The following is a 20,235-nucleotide window of genomic DNA, read 5'->3' as shown; positions in this document are numbered from 1 at the left end:
TTTGTACTTCTATTCAATTAACCTCAATACATCACTGAAGAACAGGTACCGCATATTTATCGTCATCAATTGTATTCAAGTTAGGTCTGCCTACCGAATAATAAACAAAGGGAGAGTTCTTAATTTCCTGTGATCCGTATACATTCCGTCCATCAATCATGACTGGCTGTTTCATGATTGATGCAAGGTTTACTAACTCGATTTCAGCAAATTCTGACCACTCTGTTAGAATACAAATCGCATCACAGTCCATTGCAGCCTCCATAGCACCTTTCGACCATTCGATCTCAGGAGCATCCATCACAAGTCTGAAATTGTCCATCGCAATTGGATCGTAAGCCTGCACAGTTGCTCCTTTCTTGACCAACGTATTGATGATATCTATCGCAGGTGCATCACGTACATCATCCGTATTTGGTTTAAAGGCTAGACCCCACACCCCGATTCTTCGACCCTTCAGACTCCCTAATGCATCTTCTAACTTATGGATGACATTGAAACGCTGATCCTTATTCACTTCGACTACCGACTTCAATAGTTTAAACTCGTAATCTACGTTGCCTGCAATTTGAATAAGTGCTTCGGTATCCTTAGGAAAACAAGAACCTCCATATCCAATTCCAGCTTGTAGAAAGGAATGTCCAATACGTTTGTCATATCCCATTCCTTCCGCTACCTTTGTTACATCCGCTCCAACCTTTTCACAAATATTTGCAATTTCATTAATAAAAGAAATCTTGGTAGCTAGAAAGGCATTTGACGCGTATTTTATCATCTCACTAGAGCGAATATCTGTAATAATGATATGATCTGTTAAGGGCTTATGTAGTGCTTGCAATGCTTCTATAACTCTTTCGTTATCAATTCCAATGACAACACGATCAGGGTATAACGTATCCTTAACTGCCGTTCCTTCCCGTAGGAATTCAGGTATAGATACGATATCAAACGGCTGATCCGTTAATTCCCCAATCCATTCCTTCACTTTATAGTTCGTTCCAACAGGAACTGTACTTTTTGTAACCACGATTTTATAGTCATTCATGACGCTACCTATTTCTTTAGCAACTTGCTCAATATAACTCAGATTCGCCTCACCATTTGGCATCGAGGGCGTACCCACAGCGATAATAATCATTTCAGAATCCCTTACCGCTTCTCCGATATCTGTTGTGAAAGATAAATTCCCACGTGCAGTATTGTTGATTACTAACTCCTGAAGTCCAGGTTCATATATTGGAATCTCTCCGTTTCGGAGCATATCTACTTTACTTGGATCATTATCAACACAGATCACTTGATTTCCTATTTCTGCGAAACAAACACCTGATACTAAACCTACATATCCAGTACCTATCACTGCTATTTTCAACGAAAACACTCCTCTTCTATATGCAATTCGCCATACCCTCAGACTCCTGCAATATGACTTATATCTAATTTCGTTCCTTAAAATGCATCTTTAGCTCCAAATAACATTTTTACGGTTTTGAAAATAATCTTAAGATCATACGATATGCTTCTACGATCGATATATCGAATATCCAATTCAACCATTTCCTTAAATCCAACACTATTTCTTCCACTTACCTGCCATAGACCAGTACAACCTGGTGTTACACGAAGCCTTTGTTTATCATATGAGGAATACTCTACGACCTCTCTCAACAGGGGCGGCCTTGGACCGACCATACTCATATCTCCACGAAGAACATTCCACAGTTGAGGTAATTCATCCACGCTTGTTTTTCGAATGAATTTGCCGATTCTTGTAATCCTAGGATCATTCTTCATCTTAAACATCGCACCACTTACTTCATTCTGATCGAGTAATTCATCTAATAAATCTTCAGCATTAGAGACCATCGATCTGAATTTAAACATTTTAAATCTCTTTTCATTTTTACCAACACGAATTTGATGAAAAAACACCGGACCTTTCGGGTCCTCTATTTTAATAATTAGGGCTAAAATTGCAAAAAAAGGAGACAAAAGGAGTAGACCCAATGAAGCTCCCAGGATATCCATCATTCTTTTCATGAATAGATACGGATTACCCGACCGTGCACGATTAGGTACTACATGAGGATATGGCAAGTGTTTCTCAAGAAACAGTTCACCTTCGTTCCTTTGAGACGTTGGTATCATTTATACTCCCCTCCACCGATTATTAATTGGTTGGCTTGTTTCTCCATTAACTCTTCAAGTGCAGCAAGCATAGGAAGTCTTAACTCGTTATTCTTTAGGGCGAAATCCAGAGTCGTTAAAATAAACCCCAATCTCTCTCCAACATCATATCGGAGACCCTCGAAGTCATAAGCATATACCCCTTGATATTCATTTAGCATTTGAATAGCATCGGTTAACTGAACTTCTCCCCCAGCACCAATTCGATGTTCCTCTAAATACTGAAATATATCTGGTGTCAAAATATATCTCCCCATAATTGCAAGATTAGAAGGAGCATGACCTTGCGCTGGTTTCTCAACGAATTGATGAACCGAGCTTAGTCTACCTTCCGCCTTCAATGGGTCTATAATTCCATACCGATCCGTCTGATGAGGCAAGACCGTTTGCACGCCAACGATGGATCTTCCCGTAATTTCATATTGCTCTATCAATTGCTTCGTACAAGGCACTTCCGACACAACAATATCATCACCTAATAATATAGCGAACGGTTCATTGCCTATGAAATTCCTGGCACACCATACGGCATGACCTAATCCCTTGGGTTCCTTCTGTCTTATATAATGAATATCAACATTAGAAGACTTTCTTACTTCTTCTAACAATTCCAACTTCCCTTGTTCAATAAGCGTTTGTTCAAGTTCAAAGGCATTGTCGAAATGATCTTCAATTGCTCTTTTCCCTTTGCCTGTTACTATAATGATGTCTTCAATCCCAGAAGCAATGGCCTCTTCTACAATGTACTGAATCGTTGGCTTGTCGACGATCGGTAACATTTCCTTCGGCATTGCCTTAGTAGCCGGTAAGAATCGGGTGCCTAGTCCTGCTGCAGGGATAATTGCCTTCCTTACTTTTTTCATCACTTACCACCCTATCCTTATCTCTATTTTATTGTGTAGCCAAACTTCCACGATTCGACTACCATCATTCGATAATCTAGTAGGTCTCCTATTACATGATCAAGATATGAATATCTAATGAAATGAAATGTAATTTATATTTCTTCCATAAATGACCTCACGATTTTTTTGACTTTTTCAATAAAAGTCACAGTAAGGCTTTTTTCTTTGAATTTAATATTTAAGATGCAATTACTCTTATTTATTTAGTCTTTTATGCACCTTTATGGGTTAATCGGCCTAATGCACTTCACAGTAATTTATAGTAGAATGAGAATAAGTGTATTCATGGGGTTTCTTTTCCGTTTTATATGGAGAGGTTGATCCTTCTATGTATTCCAAGTGTATGTTTAGAAATTAGAAAGTAATTTAAATTAATTAGCATTTTTTTCAGAAGCCTTGTATTATACAATTGATTTACTTGATTCACCTTTTCGTTATTTAGTTTGACACGATATTGGAATACTTCTTCGTACAAACCTTTAGATTCTATTTCTCCAAAAAGTGTAACGGTTGAGCTGGTGTCTTCAATATCAAAGCCAAACACTACATTCTGTATCGTTGGAATATCTAAGTCACTTAGGAAACATATTGCGTTATCCCCTAATTCCATTAAGAATATAGGACGTCGCTTACTGTTTACCATGTTGCCCCTTACTTCTCTAATATAGATATGTGCATTTAGAGAAAGGTTGGCCCAATCATCAATATTGGGATTCATAGCTTCATTCCTTTAGAATAGTATAGGATGTATAAATAAGAATAAGTTTGGTAAGAATCAATGATACGTGTTGTATCGTACAAATCCCACCTATTGATACTTTATGTATCTCATACTTCCAATTTACGATACATATTGTATCATGTCAAGCACAAAAATTGTGTTTTCTTGTTTTTCGCTTTACTTTTAATCATAGAAATGATAGACGTAGATAGCCACAGGGAGGATATTTCATGAATCACGGGAATCGTATAGCGGAATTACGCGAGGTTCGAGGATGGACACAAGAAGAGCTCTCCCACTCAATTGGTATTACGAGAGCATCCCTTTCCCATTATGAGAAGAATCGACGTAAGCCTGACTTCGAGATCTTAACCAAACTTGCTGATGTGTTCGGTGTATCTATTGATTACCTCATTGGTCGAACTTCTCAACCTGCCATCGTAATGGATGACGATGTAAGACTCTTTGTGGATGATTTAGAATTATCCGACGATAAGCTATTAGAAAAATTTAATCTCACCATTGATGGGCAAAGCCTATCAGAGGAAGAAGCAAGAAGATTTATTGCTTTTGTTCGTATGGAACGAACGATGAAATAGAAGATTGTCTCACAAGCATAAACGGCTTCGCCGTCCTTGAGCGGCGATGAAACGTTTAGCGTTGAAATATAAGTCTATGTATAAGCAGAAATACTTATAAATTCTTATATTTTCAAAAATACCTTAGTCCCCAAAGTAACTTCTTTGGACACTAAGGTATTTCTTTGTAAACCCCTTATTTCTGTAAATTTCTTATGTAATCCTTCCATACTTCGGGATGAATACCACATTGTTGCATAATCTTTAGTATATCCACACTTTCCTTATCCGGTATCTCACGATTGGACCGGGCTTCGGTACCTACTTCATTTCTTTCTTTCATCGAAGATAACCTCACTCTACTTTTCATTGTTACTTTCATTCCGAACATCTTTTCTATGCTTTCTATCATATTATATAATACCTATTTTTTTTATGTTGTCGTCTTTTGGCACTGTTTCTGAAAGAAATAGGTTCTTATTTTGTCGAAAAAAAAACTTACCTACACAGTTCGATAAATCGAGTCTGTAGTAGGTAAGTTTATCACGAAATCTGTTCATCATTTCGTGAAATCCCTTTAATCATTCATTTATTAATTGCCACCGGTACGGGCTAGTTCACGCATATTAGCTTCAAATGCGGCAAGAAGAGCAGCCTCACCCGTTAATCCACTTTCGTAAACCTTCTCAATCTGTCTTGTCATCTTTTTATAGTCCTTTGGAATAACTCGAACGAACTGACTCAAACTTTCTGTCCATTGATCAAGCACTCGTTGTCCAAGGGTACTCTCCGTGTACGCAACATGATTACGAATGAGACCCTGGAGTTCTGCAGCTTCTGCAGCCTCTTCTACACGCTCAAGTAATACCATTTCCAGATTACAGCGTTCAATAAAGGTCCCCTCTGGGTCGTATACATAAGCAATACCACCTGACATTCCCGCTGCAAAGTTACGTCCAGTCTCACCAAGTACGACGACACGTCCACCCGTCATATATTCACAACCATGATCGCCCACACCTTCTACGACGACCTTAACCCCAGAGTTACGTACCGCGAATCGTTCACCTGCTATTCCACAGATATAGGCTTCACCACTAGTTCCACCATAGAACGCTGTGTTACCAATAATTATATTCTCTTCCGCTTTAAAGGTAGACTTCTCAGAAGGTTTCACAACCAATTTACCACCTGAAAGACCTTTACCCACGTAATCATTCGAATCTCCCACAACAGTTAGGGTTACTCCCTTCGGTACGAAGGCACCGAAGCTCTGACCTGCTGTTCCTAAGAATGTGAATTGAATAGAATCGTCTGGTAGACCAACCGCTCCATATTTACGTGTGATTTCACTTCCTAATATCGTACCTACAGCACGGTTAACATTCGTAATCGGTAGAACAGCTTGCACCGGGGTACCATTCTCTAAGGCAGGCGAAGCAAGTTCTAGTAACTGTTGAATATCTAATGTCTCATCTAGACCATGGTTCTGACGTTTACTGTTAAATCGAGTACTATCTTCAGGTAGTTCAGGAGAATGAAGGAGAACGGACAAGTCTATTCCTTCCTTCTTCCAATGACCTGTTGCTGTGATCGCATCTAGACAATCTGTACGTCCTACCATTTCCTGAATGGTTCGGAAGCCAAGATCAGCCATAATCTCACGTAAATCTTGGGCTACAAATGTCATAAAGTTAACTACATGGGCTGGATCTCCCATGAAGTTCTTACGCAATTCTGGGTTCTGTGTAGCAACCCCAACTGGACAAGTATCCATTTGACATACGCGCATCATAATACAACCTAGAGCAACCAAAGGTGCTGTAGAGAATCCATATTCTTCTGCTCCCAGCAACGCAGCAACGGCCAAATCACGACCATTTAGCATTTTGCCGTCTGTTTCCAGTACAACCCGATCACGGAGATTATTCAGAATAAGGGTCTGATGTGTCTCAGCAAGCCCAAGCTCCCATGGAAGTCCTGCATGACGAATCGAACCTTGTGGTGATGCGCCTGTGCCTCCATCGTAACCACTTATGAGGATGATGTCTGCACGTCCTTTAGCAACACCAGCAGCAATCGTTCCTACACCAACTTCAGATACCAGCTTCACGTTAATATTCGCACGTGGGTTAGCATTCTTAAGATCATAGATCAATTCTGCTAAGTCCTCAATCGAATAAATATCATGGTGAGGAGGTGGAGAGATCAAGCCCACTCCTGGAGTAGATCCTCGAACTTCCGCAACCCAAGGATATACTTTACGACCTGGAAGCTGACCACCTTCTCCTGGCTTAGCTCCTTGAGCCATCTTAATCTGAATCTCATCTGCATTAACTAGATAATTGGATGTAACTCCGAATCGTCCTGAAGCGACCTGTTTGATTGCACTACGACGTGAATCCCCATTAGGATCTGGGATAAACCGAGCTGGATCTTCTCCACCTTCGCCCGTATTGCTCTTCCCACCAATACGATTCATCGCAATAGCCATGCTTTCATGGGCTTCTTTACTAATCGAACCGAATGACATAGCGCCTGTCTTGAAACGTCTCATGATAGACTCTACGGATTCAACCTCTTCAATAGGAATAGAAGCTCCTACGGGCTTCAATTGTAGAAGGGAACGAATCGTTTTACGCTGTTCATTCTCACCTTGAACTAAGCGAGCATATTTCTTATAAAGGGTATAATCATTCGTACGAACCGATTGTTGAAGTAAATGAATGGTTTGAGGGTTGAACAGATGCTCTTCCCCATCTTTGCGCCATTGATATTCACCACCAGAATCGAGTTCTTTGTCATTTCCATCTTTATCTGTAAATGCACGATTATGATGAGACAATGTCTCTATAGCCACTTCTTCTAGACCGATACCAGCGATCCGGGAAGGTGTACGTGTGAAGTACTGATCCACGAACTCTGAGTTCAATCCGACAGCTTCAAAAATCTGTGCACCTCGATAAGACTGGATCGTCGAGATACCCATCTTGGATAATACTTTGACCACACTCTTCGTCGCTGCTTTAATATAATTCTTTACAGCTTTCTCATGTGAAATCCCACGCAACATTCCCTGTTGAATCATATCGTCCAAGCTCTCGAATGCTAGATATGGATTAACTGCACTCACGCCATAGCCTAATAAAAGAGCATAATGATGTACTTCACGAGGTTCACCAGATTCCAATAGAATACTTACCATGGTTCGAGTACCCTGACGGATCAAATGATGATGCAGACAAGATACCGCTAATAGTGCTGGTATGGCTGCATTATCTTTATCAACACCTCGGTCAGAAAGAATAAGAATATTATGCCCTTTATCAATAACACGATCTGCCGCTTTACATAGGACATCTAATGCTTCCCGCATTCCTTTCGCACCATCGGCCGCAGGAAAGAGGATCGGAATGGTCATGGATTTAAATCCTGGGCGGTGCACATGACGGATTTTGCCGAAGTCTTCATTAGATAATACGGGCGTATCCAAGCGAATCTGACGACAGCTCTCAGGTTCTGGATGCAGCATGTTACGTTCAGGTCCGATCGTTGTTCCAGTTGCGGTAATGATCTCCTCACGAATCGCATCGATGGGAGGGTTCGTTACTTGCGCAAACATTTGTTTGAAATAATTATACAGACGCTGTGGGCGTTCTGAGAATACGGCTAGAGGGGCATCATAACCCATGGAGGCTATCGCCTCTGCTCCAGTAGAAGCCATAGGTTCTAAGACTTTACGTAGTTCCTCAAAGGTATATCCAAAAGACTGTTGCAATTGTTGAATGTTATCATGCTTCGGATCTGGTAGCTCGGGTGCATCTGGCAGTTCATCTAGGTTAATTAAATGTTCATCTAACCATGCACGATAAGGTTTCTCTGAGGCAATTTCAGCTTTCACTTCCTCATCGGAAATAATTCTACCTTCCTTCGTATCTACCAATAACATACGTCCTGGACGCAACCGATCTTTGTAGAGTATATCTTCAGCTGGAATATCTAATACACCTGCTTCGGAAGAAAGTACAATAAGATCATTCTTGGTTACATAATAACGAGCTGGACGTAATCCGTTACGGTCAAGAATAGCCCCAATCTGAACACCATCAGAAAAGGCCATCGCAGCTGGTCCATCCCAAGGCTCCATAAGTGTGCTGTGATATTCATAGAATGCCTTTCTAGTATCATCCATTGTCTCGTGGTTATTCCAAGGCTCCGGCACCATCATCATGGCAACATGAGGTAACGAGCGTCCACTTAAATATAAGAATTCAAAAGTGTTGTCAAACATCGCTGTATCTGAACCATCTGGATTGATGACAGGCTTCACTTTCTCCAGATCATCACCGAATACTTCGCTTGCAAACAGAGACTGACGTGCATGCATCCAGTTCACATTACCGCGGAGTGTATTAATCTCCCCGTTATGAATCATATAACGATAAGGATGGGCGCGTTCCCAGCTTGGAAATGTATTCGTGCTGAATCGAGAATGAATAAGTGCAATAGCGGACTCGAACGATTCATCCTGTAGATCCACATAGAATTGGCCTACTTGGATTGTCGTCAACATACCTTTATATACGATTTTGCGACATGAGATGCTGGTAAGATAGAAACTTTCTCCTTCTTCATCCCCACTATAACGAGTAGCAAGTTCGATACGTCTACCAATCACATACAATTTACGTTCAAAAGCCATTTCATCTTGTAACGTACTATTTCGACCAATGAATACTTGGCGTACATAGGGTTTAGCATCCTTGGCAGATTTACCAAGCATATCGTCTACTGTAGGTACGTCACGAAAGCCCAGACAAACCTGACCTTCCTCTTCAATAATAGACTGTAATTTCGTCTCATGAGCTTCACGAATCGTTGGATCTTGTGAAAGGAAGATCATCCCTACACCATAGTGTCCTGGCTGAGGAAGGTTAAATCCTAACTTCGTGGCTTCCTTCTTGAAAAAACGATGTGGAATTTGTAGCATAATACCGGCTCCGTCACCTGAATTCGGCTCACTTCCTTGACCGCCACGGTGTTCCATATTAACGAGCATCGTGAGTGCTTGACTGACAATCTCGTGAGAGGTCTTCCCCTTAATATTAGCTACAAATCCCATTCCGCATGCATCTTTCTCATGTTGTGGATCGTAGAGTCCCTGTTTCGGTGGGAGTGCTGTGTGTCTCATGGTTCGCAACCTTTCTATATATAGAATATGAATTCACAAGTAAACAAAACCGATTGCTATTAGAACGTTCTAATTTGGTTATATTATTTTATCATCAACCTAATATCTACACAATTTAATATTTTTTATTATGGCGATAATAATTGTTTTGCATGAAAGCTTTAATGCATAGAAGTGTATTTTTAATAATTATGCATAATTAAGGTTCACTATTCAATACAATATTTCAGGAGATGAATATAAATAGTAAAAAAAGAGCGAGCCATCAAGGTCATTATGATGACCTTGATGGCTCGCTCCCATGATTTTCTTTTAAATTATGCTCTCAAAGTATGTTCTTCGTTAAGACGTTTTGTCTTTGTTAAGAAGTACATGAGTGTAGCAATCAGGAAGATCCCTGCAAATATTGCTAGAACTCCTACATCAGACCACATGGAACCGAAATTACCCGTAGAAATAATAGCTTTGTATCCTTTCACGCTATAAGTCATTGGGAACCATGGGTTGATTGCGCTCAACCAACCTGGAATCAATTCTTTAGGGAATGTTCCTGCACTTGTTGTAAGTTGTAGAATAAGAACAACAATAACTGCGAAGCGCCCTGGTTGATCGAACCATGTTACAAACGCCTGTACTAAGAACATAAAGGTAAAGCTAGTGAGTACGGTGAATAAGTAGAACAAAGGTACACTTTGAACTTCGAGACCTAATCCATATAGCGTTACCACTGCTGCAAGAATCGATTGAATGATCCCTATGCTACAGAATGCTAGTGTACGACTTACAAATTTGTTCCAGCCTGAAGCATTTGGCACACTAGATTCACGACTTGGTAATACGATCGTTGAAATAAGTGCTCCTACAAATAGTCCTAAGGATAAGAAGTACGGAGCGAACCCTGTACCGTAGTTAGGAACCTTATTTACCTTTTCTTCTTTGACTATTACTGGCTCAGCAAACATACCATACGTTGCGTCTGTTCCTTTTACTGCTCCAGTTGTATCTGCTGCTTCATTTAATTTAGTAGCAAGTTCATCAGAACCGTCTTTCAACTTCACAAGACCATTTTCTAATTCCCCAGCACCATCACTTAACTTCTTAGATCCATCGGTAATCGTTCCAATACCGCCACCTAGTTGACTCATACCACCAGATAACTTCTCAGAACCTGCCGCTATTTTATCGGCACCACCGGCTAATTGTTGACTTCCTGTTACAGCATCTCCCATCTTAGTCCCGAACAATTGAAGACCATCAGCCAATTGTGATTGACCCGACTCTAATTGTGTGGCACCTTGGACAAGTTGCTGCTGCCCTTGATGTAATTCTGTACTTCCTTTCAACAATTGTTGTGCTCCTTGATTTAACGCACTCGCACCGACATGAAGTTTCTCTGCACCTTCATGAAGTTTCGTAGCCCCTTGTGCTAACTGTGTCTGTCCTTGATTCAATTGGGTAGCCCCTTGCACTAATTGTTGCTGCCCTTGATTTAACTTGTCACTACCTTGCGCTACGGCTTGACTCGCTGCTAGTAGTTTCTGGACATCTTCACTTGCAGCAAGTTCTGGGTTCGATGCCGCTAATTGTTTCAAACCCTGTGCTACACTAGCTGCACCGCTAGCTACTTGTTCACTACCTGTTGCAGAATCCTTTAATCCTTGTTCCAGTTTAGCACTTCCTTCTACGGAAGCATTAAGACCCGTTTCCAATTGCGATGCTCCATCTACCGTAGACTTAAGTCCAACTTCTAGTTGTGAACTTCCATCTACAGAAGATTGTAGACCCGCTACAATCTTAGCACTTCCCTGTTCAGAGGACTCTAGACCTGCTTGCAATTGCGTAGTACCTTCGTGGGCTTGAACCGCACCTGTCTCCAACTTTTTCTGAGCTGCTTGTAGTTGCGTTAGTCCACCTGCAAGTGTTGAAGAGCCATCCTTCAATTGTGTTGCACCTGCTCCAAGATCATTAACACCTTGAGTCAGAGGCTGAATGCCATCTTGTAATTTTATTGAGCCGTCAACCAACTTCCCTAGATTATCTTTCAGCAAAGTGGCTCCATCATCCAATTTGCTTGCACCTTCATTAATATCACCAGCTCCAGTACCTGCCTCCTTAAATCCAGTAGATACTGTTTTGATCTGATCAAATAACGTTTGCGTGTATACTTCAGTCACTTTGGCAGCGACTTGTGCTCTGATCCGTTCTACCGCAGTACCACCAATCTGTCCTGCCAAGAAGTTATTCCCTTCGTTTGGCTTGAACACAATCTGAGCAGGCTCAGGTTGTTCATCTAATAACGTCGTAGCTTTAGATGAGAAATCCTCTGGAATAAGAATGGTCATATAATATTTATTATCGTCCATTCCAGCTTCAGCTACTTGCTTCGTAACGAATTCCCATTTGAATCCGTCTGTCTTCTTCAATTCCGTCATCAAATCATTACCGACATGGAGCGACTTGCCTTCATAATTAGCCCCTTTGTCAGTATTGACTACGGCTACAGGAAGATCGTCCATTTTACCATAGGGATCCCAAAAGGCCCCTAAGAACATGCCACTATACATGACTGGGATAAAAAGAATAGCAATCATACTGATCAATAATTTACGATCTCTGACCGCTGACCCCATATCTTTCAAAAATACGGATATCGACTTCATTATTATTTTCTCTCCTTATAGTACAAATACTTAATGACTATATTCCTCATCCGGTCAGTTTTAGACCTAAGAAAACTCCTCTACGAAATCCGATGCCGTGCTACTTATGCACACCGCTTCCTTAGGAAATTTTTTTCTCTATGTTTACTATTTGGGGTTATGAATCATTCATAACCTATCTGTTGGGATCTCTTATTTCCGCCAACCCTTCAGAGAGAAACAAGCGAAAGTAACGCTTAATCTCTTTCTCACTTAGTGGCTCGTAAGATTTTCGAGTTTCTGTTGTTAATGTAATGTAGAGCCTCAATATCACATTAGCTACAATCTTAGGATCGCATGGCTTAATTTCCTTATTGTCCAAAGCGGCCTGCAACTCACGCTCCATATACCCCAAGATCACATTCTCCACTTTATCGAGCGCTTCAAGTGCTTGTGGGGTTCCAAAATCACGTACCTCATGCGAAAGCTTGATAAACAACTCATGCTCACTACGGAATTCCAGCAAACGATCCAGAACTCTGTATAGATTATCAAAAAATTCCTTATCCCGACTGATTTCACGATCAGCAATTTCTTTCATATCTATGATAACTCCATACAGAATTTCATCAAAGAGCTCTTCTTTATTCGCAAAAAACGTATAGATCGTTCCTTTGCCCACGTTAGCGATCTTAGCTACCTGATCCATGGTTGTTGCTTTGTATCCAAATGTTGCAAATGACTGACCCGCAGAAGCTAGAACTTGCTTACGACGATCCGTCACAGCCATTTTATCGCCTCCTCTCTCCTTTAATTATGGTTACTCTCTTTAATGACCAGTTTTCTCAATTGGTCATTTAGTCATTTGTTAGTTTAACATGCTCTATTTTAAATATCAACCTCATCCTAAAAGAATGAATTTAAAATAATTATCTGGGAACTTACTCGTATATTCTTCCCCCCGTCCTAGGTCTAGGAAAAACTACCGCCTCAAGTCTATTTAGAAAAGGTTGCATCTCCCTTATAATAAATACATAATTACATAATAATGCTCTAATTTCTGTAAGTGTAAATATAGAACGAATAAGAAATAGGTGAACTCATGAGAAAAAAAAGAGTACTCCTGTTATCGGAAGGTTTCGGAACAGGACATACGCAAGCCGCTCATGCCTTGGCCCACGGAATGAAGTTGCTTTATCCACATTTACAATGCAGAGTTATTGAACTAGGTAATTTTTTAAATCCAACCATTGGCCCTTGGATATTATCTGCTTATCGTAAAACTGTAAATACATCTCCGGCTATTGTAGGCATGTTCTACAGGAATAAATATGACAAGTCCTTAAATAAACTTACACAACTTGCTCTTCATCGCATTTTCTATGCTCATGCTGCTCAAGTCATTTCACAACTGAAACCTGACGTTATTATATGTACACATCCAATCCCTAACACGATCATTTCTAGATTAAAGAAACAAGGGATTGATGTACCACTGATTACACTGATCACCGACTATGATGTTCATGGTACATGGATTAGTTCTGAAGTCAGTCAATATTTAGCTTCATCACCGAAGGTTAAGAACCTTCTGATCCAACGTGGTGTAGAACCTGACAAGATTCAAATAACGGGGATACCTGTTCATCCCGATTTCTGGCAAGTCGGAGATAAAGACCAACTTCGTAAAGAATTAAAGTTAAAGGATATGCCCACCGTTTTAATTATGAGTGGAGGTTGGGGTCTAAACTTGAAGCCAGATTTACTTCAACAGTTAACGTCCTGGGCAGACCGAATCCAACTTATTTTTTGCTTGGGTAGTAATATGAAGCTTCTAGAGAAGATGGAGGACAATCCGATGTTTGATCATCCCAACATCAGAATTCTCGGATATACCCACCAGATTAACAAACTCATGGATGTATCCGACTTACTGATTACGAAGCCAGGTGGAATGACTTGTACTGAAGGACTCGCGAAAGGAATACAAATGTTATTCCTTCAAGCCATTCCAGGTCAGGAAGAGCAGAATAGTCGCTTTTTTGTAAACCAAGGTTTTGCTGAAACCATTCATTCTCCAGAAGTGATTGAACAATGGTTCAACCTAATCACACAACAATACAACCCTTTCGAGGCTGGTAGACAACAACCGAAACGAGACGAGACGTATCTACAACCCGATTATTGTGCACATACTGTCTTAAATATGGTGATTGAACAATCCCATGTCCCCACGGCTTGGGTAGCCGCCTCTAATCCATAAGATTCCCCAAACAGCTCCTTACTATCTCTTAGTAGGGAGCTGTCTTTGTGTTTGTTTGAGACTGGTTCCATGTGTATTCTGTGAATATAGATAACTCGAATATAAGAAGTTGACACGCGTAGCCCAACGTACCTCACTATTCACAGCCCTGTATAATTCCCTCTGCATATAAGGATCACGATTAGAGAGTAGTAATTCCGAATAATTCCTGGCAGACACTAGAGCATGATCTAAAGACTGTTCAAGCCCCAAGATATAATTCACTGGGAATTCAACCTTATCAAACAAAGGATAGCATCCAATATGAGCATAATAATGACGAGTTAAATCGGCAATTCTTCCATGACGTTCCTTCTTTTCAGAACTGTGAAAGTGATGCTTATGATTGGCTGGTGCTAGATCTTCTAACCTCTGAATATACAACAGGCCTCTATACTCACTTTGAATAATTCTATTCAGCTCAACATATACAGCTTCCCGTAATCCTGAACTATAACCAGATATGAAATTAGTCATAACTTTTCCTGCCTTCCTTTAGGCTACTCCACATAACATATGCCTACGGATTGCGAAAAGTTAATAAAGGCTACAATATCGTTCTATTTATAGAATGAATGATTGCCAATCGTCTTATAGAATGTACGTGTGTTATGAACAGTAAGATCATCAGCTAATTTTAGTGACAGGAAATAATACGTATCGTCACTAACTTCTTTACGTCCATTTAAGGCCTCATTAACCGCATGAATGGTATCCCCATTAGGTTTAACACGATCAAATCGTCCATTAGCTACAGGACTAAATTGATATTTCTGATATATAACTTTATATATAGTATCGGGGAAATTAGCTGACCGTAGCCGGTTTAAGACAACATTGGCAACTGCCACTTTGCCTTGGTACGGTTCACCTTCCGCTTCTGCCATCACGATTTTACGGAGCATTAGCAGTTCTTTATCAGAGACAGTGTATTGCCAAGTCGAATGTTCCTTCTCATTCTGACTTAACAGCTGGGTCCGAGTAAAGAATAGTTCTTTGGGGGGATTGAGCTTAGCGTTAACCTCGGTCGTTATGTTCTTTTCCACAACTGTTTCCGTTACTTGTTTCTTATTCAAGGTTGCATGGTCTGAAGCAGTCTTTACTCCCTTAGGTGTTACAACCGATTGTGGTTCTGGTGTATTAACTAACGTATAGAATGGCTTACTATGTTCTATCGTATATGTTAACAATGGTTGAAAACCATGAATCTGTGTTGCATTCATAGATACCTGCTTGTACAATTCGCCTCTATCTTGTTTACCTTCTGTCTGCAACAGCAGATATATCGCAGAGAAACACACTAAAATAACACCGATTAAGAGTGTAAACCAGCGGTTTTGTCTAATGATATTCATATATACCTCCTAAAATTCCGGCGTTCCCCTAAACATGTAATCGAAAATATAGATTTTAAATAACCCTTTTGATCATTTTCGAAACATTATTGTTGTAGGGTGAACCTTTCCACCACTTCATACATCGGTTGAGAACCCATTCTAGTAGAGAATAGAACAAATTCATTGATGTGCCAAGGTGAAGACTCCAAGGAAGGGATTGCGGCTTGCAATAACTGTCCTTGAAATGCTGTTTCCCCATCGTATTTACGTGCTAAAGTGATGTGGGGCCGGTACTCACGTGCCTCTTTATGAAATCCATGTACTGATGTAGCTTCAGTTACTACTTGTTGAAGTCGTAGAAGTGGGTCTAGATTACCTGTGACACTTGCCCACAACACTCTTGGTGATTCAGTCAATCCAAACGTGGACCAAGGTCCAATTCCAAGTATAAAGGGAGCAACTTGAGTTGCACTTTGTCGCAAAGAATCACATAGAGCTGGAATTTTCTCTACCTCCACATCCCCTAGAAATTGCAAGGTGATATGATAGTCTTCCGAATAGGTCCATTTGCGAAAAGAAGTAGTTTCTTTCCAATCACTACACTCAGCCTCTAACATTCGTCGTAGTGATTCCGATACCCTTACAGCTACAAATAACCTTTGTGCGTTATTATTCGTTAAATTTGTTCTCATTTTATCAGACCCCTATACCATGTCAATCACCCATTTAATCATCGGGAAATGACTAACATTTGTAATTATAGCTGTTTCAGTTCTAATGCTCAAGCCGTCAAATTCATGGGTGTCGGTAAAAAACCCTAGCAACTTCGGCAAAAATATGTGACCTAAATAATTACATTTTTTAACGAAGTCCAATAAACTCAAGGCTTCGGAGTGTTCGTATTTTTTGATAATTTACCATTTAAATGTAACCTTTTAGAATAAATTGGACTAAGATAATATTTTTTATTACTCCTATTATGACCCTTTACGAGGAGTTAATTCTGAATATATCCCAGATAATATGCGATTTACGATGTAATCTGTTATTCTTTTTATGTGATATGTTCATGATCTATTCTTAGGAGGTTGAAACCATGCATCAAATAGTCAGTCTGCATAACTTATCAACCGAGCAACTTGAGCGAATTCAGCGTATTGCTCCGGGTTATACCGTCACCGTAGGAAAGAGTAAGGACCTGGATCCAGAACTTCTGAGGAATGCTGAAGTATTACTAGGTTGGTCTAAAGCCATTGAAGAAGACGTTCTCCATGAGGACAGTCCATTAAAGTGGATTCAAGCTTGGTCTGCAGGAGTAGATAAAATGCCTCAGGAACAATTTTCAAACAAAGGTATCTTATTGACAAATTCGAGTGGTGTACATGCGGTACCCATTTCAGAATCTATCTTTGCCATGCTTCTCACCTTCACTCGAGGTATACAACAATCCATCCATAATCAACAAACAAACCTATGGAATTCAAAGGTTGGTCCCGACGGATCAGCGACATTGCCAGAATTACGCGGTAAGACAATCGCCATAGTTGGTGTAGGTGAAATCGGGAGTGAAACGGCGAGAATTGCAAAAGCTTTTGGAATGAATGTACTCGGGGTACGCCGTTCTGGTAAATCCGATCCACATGTAGATACGATGTATACGATAGATAACTTACATGAGGTACTGCAACAAAGCGATTATATTGTTAATATTCTACCCCTGACCGAAGAAACTCATCACATATTTGATATAGCAGCATTTAACAGTGTTAAACCAGGTGCTTGTTTCATTAATGTGGGACGTGGCCCTACGGTAAGAACCGATGCTCTATTAAACGCATTGGAACAAGGAATTCTTCGGTATGCTGGACTCGATGTTTTTGAAGAAGAACCTTTACCCGCAGATCATCCTCTGTGGACTATGAACCAAGTCATTGTAACTTCTCATATTGCGGGCAATACAGAGCATTACGATGAACGGGTCATTGATATTTTTACAGAAAACTTAAAAGCTTATATAGAAGGAAAAGACCTCCCAAGAAATCTAGTGAATTACAAATTAAAATACTAGAAGATGTAAACATACGAATAGCCGATGGGAACCGCCTCCCTTCGGCTATTTATATAGTGATTTCATCTAAATTGAAATTACTTCATCCACCTTTAAGTCCTCTTGCTCTGCCTTTGTGTTCAATTGTGTGGTATAGAGTTGATAGTATCGGTCTCCCTGTCGCATAAGATCTGCATGGTTGCCACTCTCAACAATCTTACCTTTCTCCATGACAAGAATTCGATCTGCATGTGTGATGGTAGACAACCTATGTGCGATGACCAGCGTCGTTCGACCTTTCATTAATGTGAGCAGAGCATCTTGTACAAGACGTTCACTTTCATTATCCAAGGCTGCCGTTGCTTCATCAAGCAATAACACGGGTGCATCGCGTAATATGGCCCGCGCAATTGAGATTCTCTGCTTCTGTCCACCTGACAGACGAGTTCCCCGCTCACCGATTTCTGTATCCAGTCCTTCCTCCATCTCCATAATGAAATCATACGCATTGGCACTTTGAGCTGCAGCTATAATCTCATCTTCCGACGCATCTGCTTTACCATCGGCAATATTGTCCCGAATTGTACCCGTAAATAGATGGTTTTCTTGAGGAACGTACGCGAAGTAACTTCTTAATTCATGTAGCGGCATATTGCTAATAAGATTACCATCTATTGAAATCTCACCATCTGGAATAGGGTAGAACCCAAGTAATAATCTGAATAACGTGGATTTACCTCCACCACTTGGCCCAACAATTGCAATAACTTCGCCCCCACTGGCATCAAAACTAACAGCGTCAAGAATAGGATGACCTGAACTTGAATACTGAAAGGAAACCTCATTTATAGTTAAGTTACGAAATTCTTTATTCACCTTTTTATCCTCGGGTAGATTCTCAACCTCAGTTGGTGCATCCATTAAAGAAAATATGCGATCCGCACTTCCCAAGGAACCTTGAAAAGAAGCCCATTGCCCAGGCAACTGCATAAACGGTCCCACTAAATAATTCATCAATTGTATAAAAGCTAACATGGCTCCTACCTCTAAAGAACCTTTAGCCACCCAAAAAGCTGCAACTAATATAGCAATTAGAAAGGTAAGATTACCAAAAACGCTCGACACGGAAGTCGCTGCACCCTCAATCTTCCCGCCACGAGTTTCCAAATCAACTAGGTTACCATTTTGACGAGTAAATTTACGTAAAAGTTTGCGTTCCAAACCAAATGTTTTGACGACAGATGTTCCCACAAGAACATCTTGTAGAAAAGCTGACATGCGACCTAGTACTTCCTGGAGTTTCCCTGTGTTCGTTCTCATTAATTTACCAAATATGCCACCGATCAATACTGTAAGTGGACCAATAGACAGACAGATTAAGGCTAATTGCCAATGAATTAGTAGTAGATATACAAACGAAGCAACAATCAAAATAGGATTCTTAATTACCGACATCAGTGTATGCCCACATCCGTCTCCAACAGCCTGATTGTCCGTTGTTAGACGAGATAGTAACTCCCCTGAATGATGATCATCTCGATATGGAACATTCACTTTAAGTAAGTGCTCCATGGTATCGTTCCGCATATCTTGACGGATATTCACAGAAACCTTTGTCTTCCAGTAGTGATCCAAATAAGAATTCAATCCTAACAGGAATAGTGCGACAGCCCCTATAACGATAAAGAATGGCCATCGCTCTATGTCTCCCTTCGCGGCAGCATTCGTCACATTCGACAGAAACCAAGCCATCCATAAATCTAGCGCAACACCTAGCAACATCGTGAATGTCAGACCTGCATACAATAGCCGTTGCCTTTTCATATACAAGAATAGCCTATGCATCGTCGAACCTTGATTCATTTCTCGATTCCCCCTTTTCTAGGAAAGATCGCGCAAAGTCTGTAAAAAACTCTTGATGTCTGGTCGCGCTTTAATAATTCCGAATATCTTAACACTCTTGAAAGTTTCCTTTACTAACTCAAGTGGTACGTTCTCATCAATGATTAGCGTACCGATCACCTTCAGTTCCAGTTTCTTATTTCCCTTTTGCAACACTTCTAGTTCATCCAAGGAATATTTGAACACCCCTAGCGCACTATATTTGTACGTTGATGTTTGCTTGATTTCTCCAGAATGAACGATAAGCTGTTGCCGAATAGCCTGGCGGATAAAGTCAGTACGGTTAGAATAAAACCCCTCGTCTACTAATAGATCGATCTGTCCTAGATCCACTGCTCCTAAGTTAATTGTTACTTTCTCAGATTCTGAAATAACACTCGCCTCCATGGGTTAATATCAAATTTCCATCTCTCAAACATCTGTATA

Annotated in this window: 16 protein-coding genes; 3 read left to right on the top strand and 13 right to left on the bottom strand. The window is 40.4% G+C overall.

Annotation, left to right across the window (positions count from 1 at the left end; translation table 11 throughout):
• Nucleotides 1-31: 31 nt before the first annotated feature.
• The 4 genes from AC1D7X_RS14220 to AC1D7X_RS14205 form a co-directional block, all read right to left on the bottom strand.
• Nucleotides 32-1,372 (bottom strand): UDP-glucose dehydrogenase family protein, encoded by a 1,341-nt coding sequence (locus tag AC1D7X_RS14220; RefSeq protein WP_495454830.1) that lies wholly within the window; start codon nucleotides 1,370-1,372, stop codon nucleotides 32-34.
• Between the two features lie 77 nt (nucleotides 1,373-1,449).
• Complete coding sequence (locus AC1D7X_RS14215) at nucleotides 1,450-2,148, bottom strand: sugar transferase (protein WP_495454829.1); 699 nt, start codon at nucleotides 2,146-2,148, stop codon at nucleotides 1,450-1,452.
• Nucleotides 2,145-3,050 carry a UTP--glucose-1-phosphate uridylyltransferase GalU gene (gene galU / locus AC1D7X_RS14210; RefSeq protein ID WP_495454828.1) on the bottom strand — a complete coding sequence of 302 codons (906 nt, stop codon included), beginning with the start codon at nucleotides 3,048-3,050 and terminating at the stop codon, nucleotides 2,145-2,147. The genes AC1D7X_RS14215 and galU overlap by 4 nt, the downstream gene beginning before the upstream one ends.
• A gap of 346 nt (nucleotides 3,051-3,396) precedes the next feature.
• Nucleotides 3,397-3,810, bottom strand: a complete 414-nt coding sequence (locus tag AC1D7X_RS14205; protein ID WP_495454827.1) for a hypothetical protein — start codon at nucleotides 3,808-3,810, stop codon at nucleotides 3,397-3,399.
• 233 nt (nucleotides 3,811-4,043) lie between these two features.
• On the opposite strand from AC1D7X_RS14205, the gene AC1D7X_RS14200 reads away from it, so the two are divergent.
• A complete protein-coding gene (locus tag AC1D7X_RS14200; protein WP_495454826.1) occupies nucleotides 4,044-4,412 on the top strand; it encodes a helix-turn-helix domain-containing protein in 369 nt (122 codons plus the stop codon).
• Nucleotides 4,413-4,587: 175 nt separating this feature from the next.
• Here AC1D7X_RS14200 and AC1D7X_RS14195 read toward each other — a convergent pair whose 3' ends face one another.
• The 4 genes from AC1D7X_RS14195 to AC1D7X_RS14180 all read right to left on the bottom strand — a co-directional run bounded on the left by AC1D7X_RS14195 (nucleotide 4,588) and on the right by AC1D7X_RS14180 (nucleotide 13,011).
• Nucleotides 4,588-4,734, bottom strand: a complete 147-nt coding sequence (locus tag AC1D7X_RS14195; RefSeq protein WP_495454825.1) for a hypothetical protein — start codon at nucleotides 4,732-4,734, stop codon at nucleotides 4,588-4,590.
• 249 nt (nucleotides 4,735-4,983) lie between these two features.
• Complete coding sequence (gene gltB, locus AC1D7X_RS14190) at nucleotides 4,984-9,582, bottom strand: glutamate synthase large subunit (protein ID WP_495454824.1); 4,599 nt, start codon at nucleotides 9,580-9,582, stop codon at nucleotides 4,984-4,986.
• Between the two features lie 317 nt (nucleotides 9,583-9,899).
• The gene (locus AC1D7X_RS14185; protein ID WP_495454823.1) at nucleotides 9,900-12,242 is read right to left on the bottom strand and encodes a YhgE/Pip family protein; all 2,343 of its coding nucleotides are present in this window, start codon (nucleotides 12,240-12,242) and stop codon (nucleotides 9,900-9,902) included.
• A gap of 175 nt (nucleotides 12,243-12,417) precedes the next feature.
• Nucleotides 12,418-13,011 carry a TetR/AcrR family transcriptional regulator gene (locus AC1D7X_RS14180; RefSeq protein ID WP_495454822.1) on the bottom strand — a complete coding sequence of 198 codons (594 nt, stop codon included), beginning with the start codon at nucleotides 13,009-13,011 and terminating at the stop codon, nucleotides 12,418-12,420.
• 312 nt (nucleotides 13,012-13,323) lie between these two features.
• Between AC1D7X_RS14180 and AC1D7X_RS14175 the strand changes: the two genes are divergently transcribed.
• Nucleotides 13,324-14,484, top strand: a complete 1,161-nt coding sequence (locus AC1D7X_RS14175) for an MGDG synthase family glycosyltransferase (RefSeq protein WP_495454821.1) — start codon at nucleotides 13,324-13,326, stop codon at nucleotides 14,482-14,484.
• 21 nt (nucleotides 14,485-14,505) lie between these two features.
• Here AC1D7X_RS14175 and AC1D7X_RS14170 read toward each other — a convergent pair whose 3' ends face one another.
• The 3 genes from AC1D7X_RS14170 to thpR all read right to left on the bottom strand — a co-directional run bounded on the left by AC1D7X_RS14170 (nucleotide 14,506) and on the right by thpR (nucleotide 16,552).
• Nucleotides 14,506-15,000 carry a hypothetical protein gene (locus AC1D7X_RS14170; RefSeq protein ID WP_495454820.1) on the bottom strand — a complete coding sequence of 165 codons (495 nt, stop codon included), beginning with the start codon at nucleotides 14,998-15,000 and terminating at the stop codon, nucleotides 14,506-14,508.
• Between the two features lie 83 nt (nucleotides 15,001-15,083).
• Nucleotides 15,084-15,878, bottom strand: a complete 795-nt coding sequence (locus tag AC1D7X_RS14165) for a cell wall hydrolase (RefSeq protein ID WP_495475474.1) — start codon at nucleotides 15,876-15,878, stop codon at nucleotides 15,084-15,086.
• A gap of 86 nt (nucleotides 15,879-15,964) precedes the next feature.
• Nucleotides 15,965-16,552, bottom strand: a complete 588-nt coding sequence (gene thpR, locus AC1D7X_RS14160; RefSeq protein WP_495454818.1) for an RNA 2',3'-cyclic phosphodiesterase — start codon at nucleotides 16,550-16,552, stop codon at nucleotides 15,965-15,967.
• 404 nt (nucleotides 16,553-16,956) lie between these two features.
• Here thpR and AC1D7X_RS14155 point away from each other — a divergent pair, with 404 nt between their 5' ends.
• Nucleotides 16,957-17,928, top strand: a complete 972-nt coding sequence (locus AC1D7X_RS14155; RefSeq protein WP_495454817.1) for a D-2-hydroxyacid dehydrogenase — start codon at nucleotides 16,957-16,959, stop codon at nucleotides 17,926-17,928.
• Between the two features lie 66 nt (nucleotides 17,929-17,994).
• On the opposite strand, the gene AC1D7X_RS14150 is transcribed toward AC1D7X_RS14155, so the two are convergent.
• Both AC1D7X_RS14150 and AC1D7X_RS14145 read right to left on the bottom strand, forming a co-directional pair.
• Nucleotides 17,995-19,770: an ABC transporter ATP-binding protein gene (locus AC1D7X_RS14150; RefSeq protein ID WP_495454816.1), complete on the bottom strand. Its 1,776-nt coding sequence runs from the start codon at nucleotides 19,768-19,770 to the stop codon at nucleotides 17,995-17,997.
• An 18-nt stretch (nucleotides 19,771-19,788) separates the two neighbouring features.
• On the bottom strand, nucleotides 19,789-20,196 hold the full coding sequence (locus tag AC1D7X_RS14145) for a CopG family transcriptional regulator (protein ID WP_495454815.1): 408 nt from the start codon (nucleotides 20,194-20,196) through the stop codon (nucleotides 19,789-19,791).
• Nucleotides 20,197-20,235 lie beyond the last annotated feature (39 nt).

The organism is Paenibacillus sp. Y568, assembly GCF_059445545.1.
This window is presented reverse-complemented; position numbering and strand designations above follow the sequence as displayed.

Bases quoted from the DNA above. Each gene is read 5' to 3' on its own strand.
- AC1D7X_RS14215 (WP_495454829.1), bottom strand. From the start codon at position 2,148: ATGATACCAACGTCTCAAAGGAACGAAGGTGAACTGTTTCTTGAGAAA.
- galU (WP_495454828.1), bottom strand. From the start codon at position 3,050: ATGAAAAAAGTAAGGAAGGCAATTATCCCTGCAGCAGGACTAGGCACC.
- AC1D7X_RS14205 (WP_495454827.1), bottom strand. From the start codon at position 3,810: ATGAATCCCAATATTGATGATTGGGCCAACCTTTCTCTAAATGCACAT.
- AC1D7X_RS14200 (WP_495454826.1), top strand. From the start codon at position 4,044: ATGAATCACGGGAATCGTATAGCGGAATTACGCGAGGTTCGAGGATGG.
- AC1D7X_RS14195 (WP_495454825.1), bottom strand. From the start codon at position 4,734: ATGAAAGAAAGAAATGAAGTAGGTACCGAAGCCCGGTCCAATCGTGAG.
- gltB (WP_495454824.1), bottom strand. From the start codon at position 9,582: ATGAGACACACAGCACTCCCACCGAAACAGGGACTCTACGATCCACAA.
- AC1D7X_RS14185 (WP_495454823.1), bottom strand. From the start codon at position 12,242: ATGAAGTCGATATCCGTATTTTTGAAAGATATGGGGTCAGCGGTCAGA.
- AC1D7X_RS14180 (WP_495454822.1), bottom strand. From the start codon at position 13,011: ATGGCTGTGACGGATCGTCGTAAGCAAGTTCTAGCTTCTGCGGGTCAG.
- AC1D7X_RS14175 (WP_495454821.1), top strand. From the start codon at position 13,324: ATGAGAAAAAAAAGAGTACTCCTGTTATCGGAAGGTTTCGGAACAGGA.
- AC1D7X_RS14170 (WP_495454820.1), bottom strand. From the start codon at position 15,000: ATGACTAATTTCATATCTGGTTATAGTTCAGGATTACGGGAAGCTGTA.
- AC1D7X_RS14165 (WP_495475474.1), bottom strand. From the start codon at position 15,878: ATGAATATCATTAGACAAAACCGCTGGTTTACACTCTTAATCGGTGTT.
- thpR (WP_495454818.1), bottom strand. From the start codon at position 16,552: ATGAGAACAAATTTAACGAATAATAACGCACAAAGGTTATTTGTAGCT.
- AC1D7X_RS14155 (WP_495454817.1), top strand. From the start codon at position 16,957: ATGCATCAAATAGTCAGTCTGCATAACTTATCAACCGAGCAACTTGAG.
- AC1D7X_RS14150 (WP_495454816.1), bottom strand. From the start codon at position 19,770: ATGAATCAAGGTTCGACGATGCATAGGCTATTCTTGTATATGAAAAGG.
- AC1D7X_RS14145 (WP_495454815.1), bottom strand. From the start codon at position 20,196: ATGGAGGCGAGTGTTATTTCAGAATCTGAGAAAGTAACAATTAACTTA.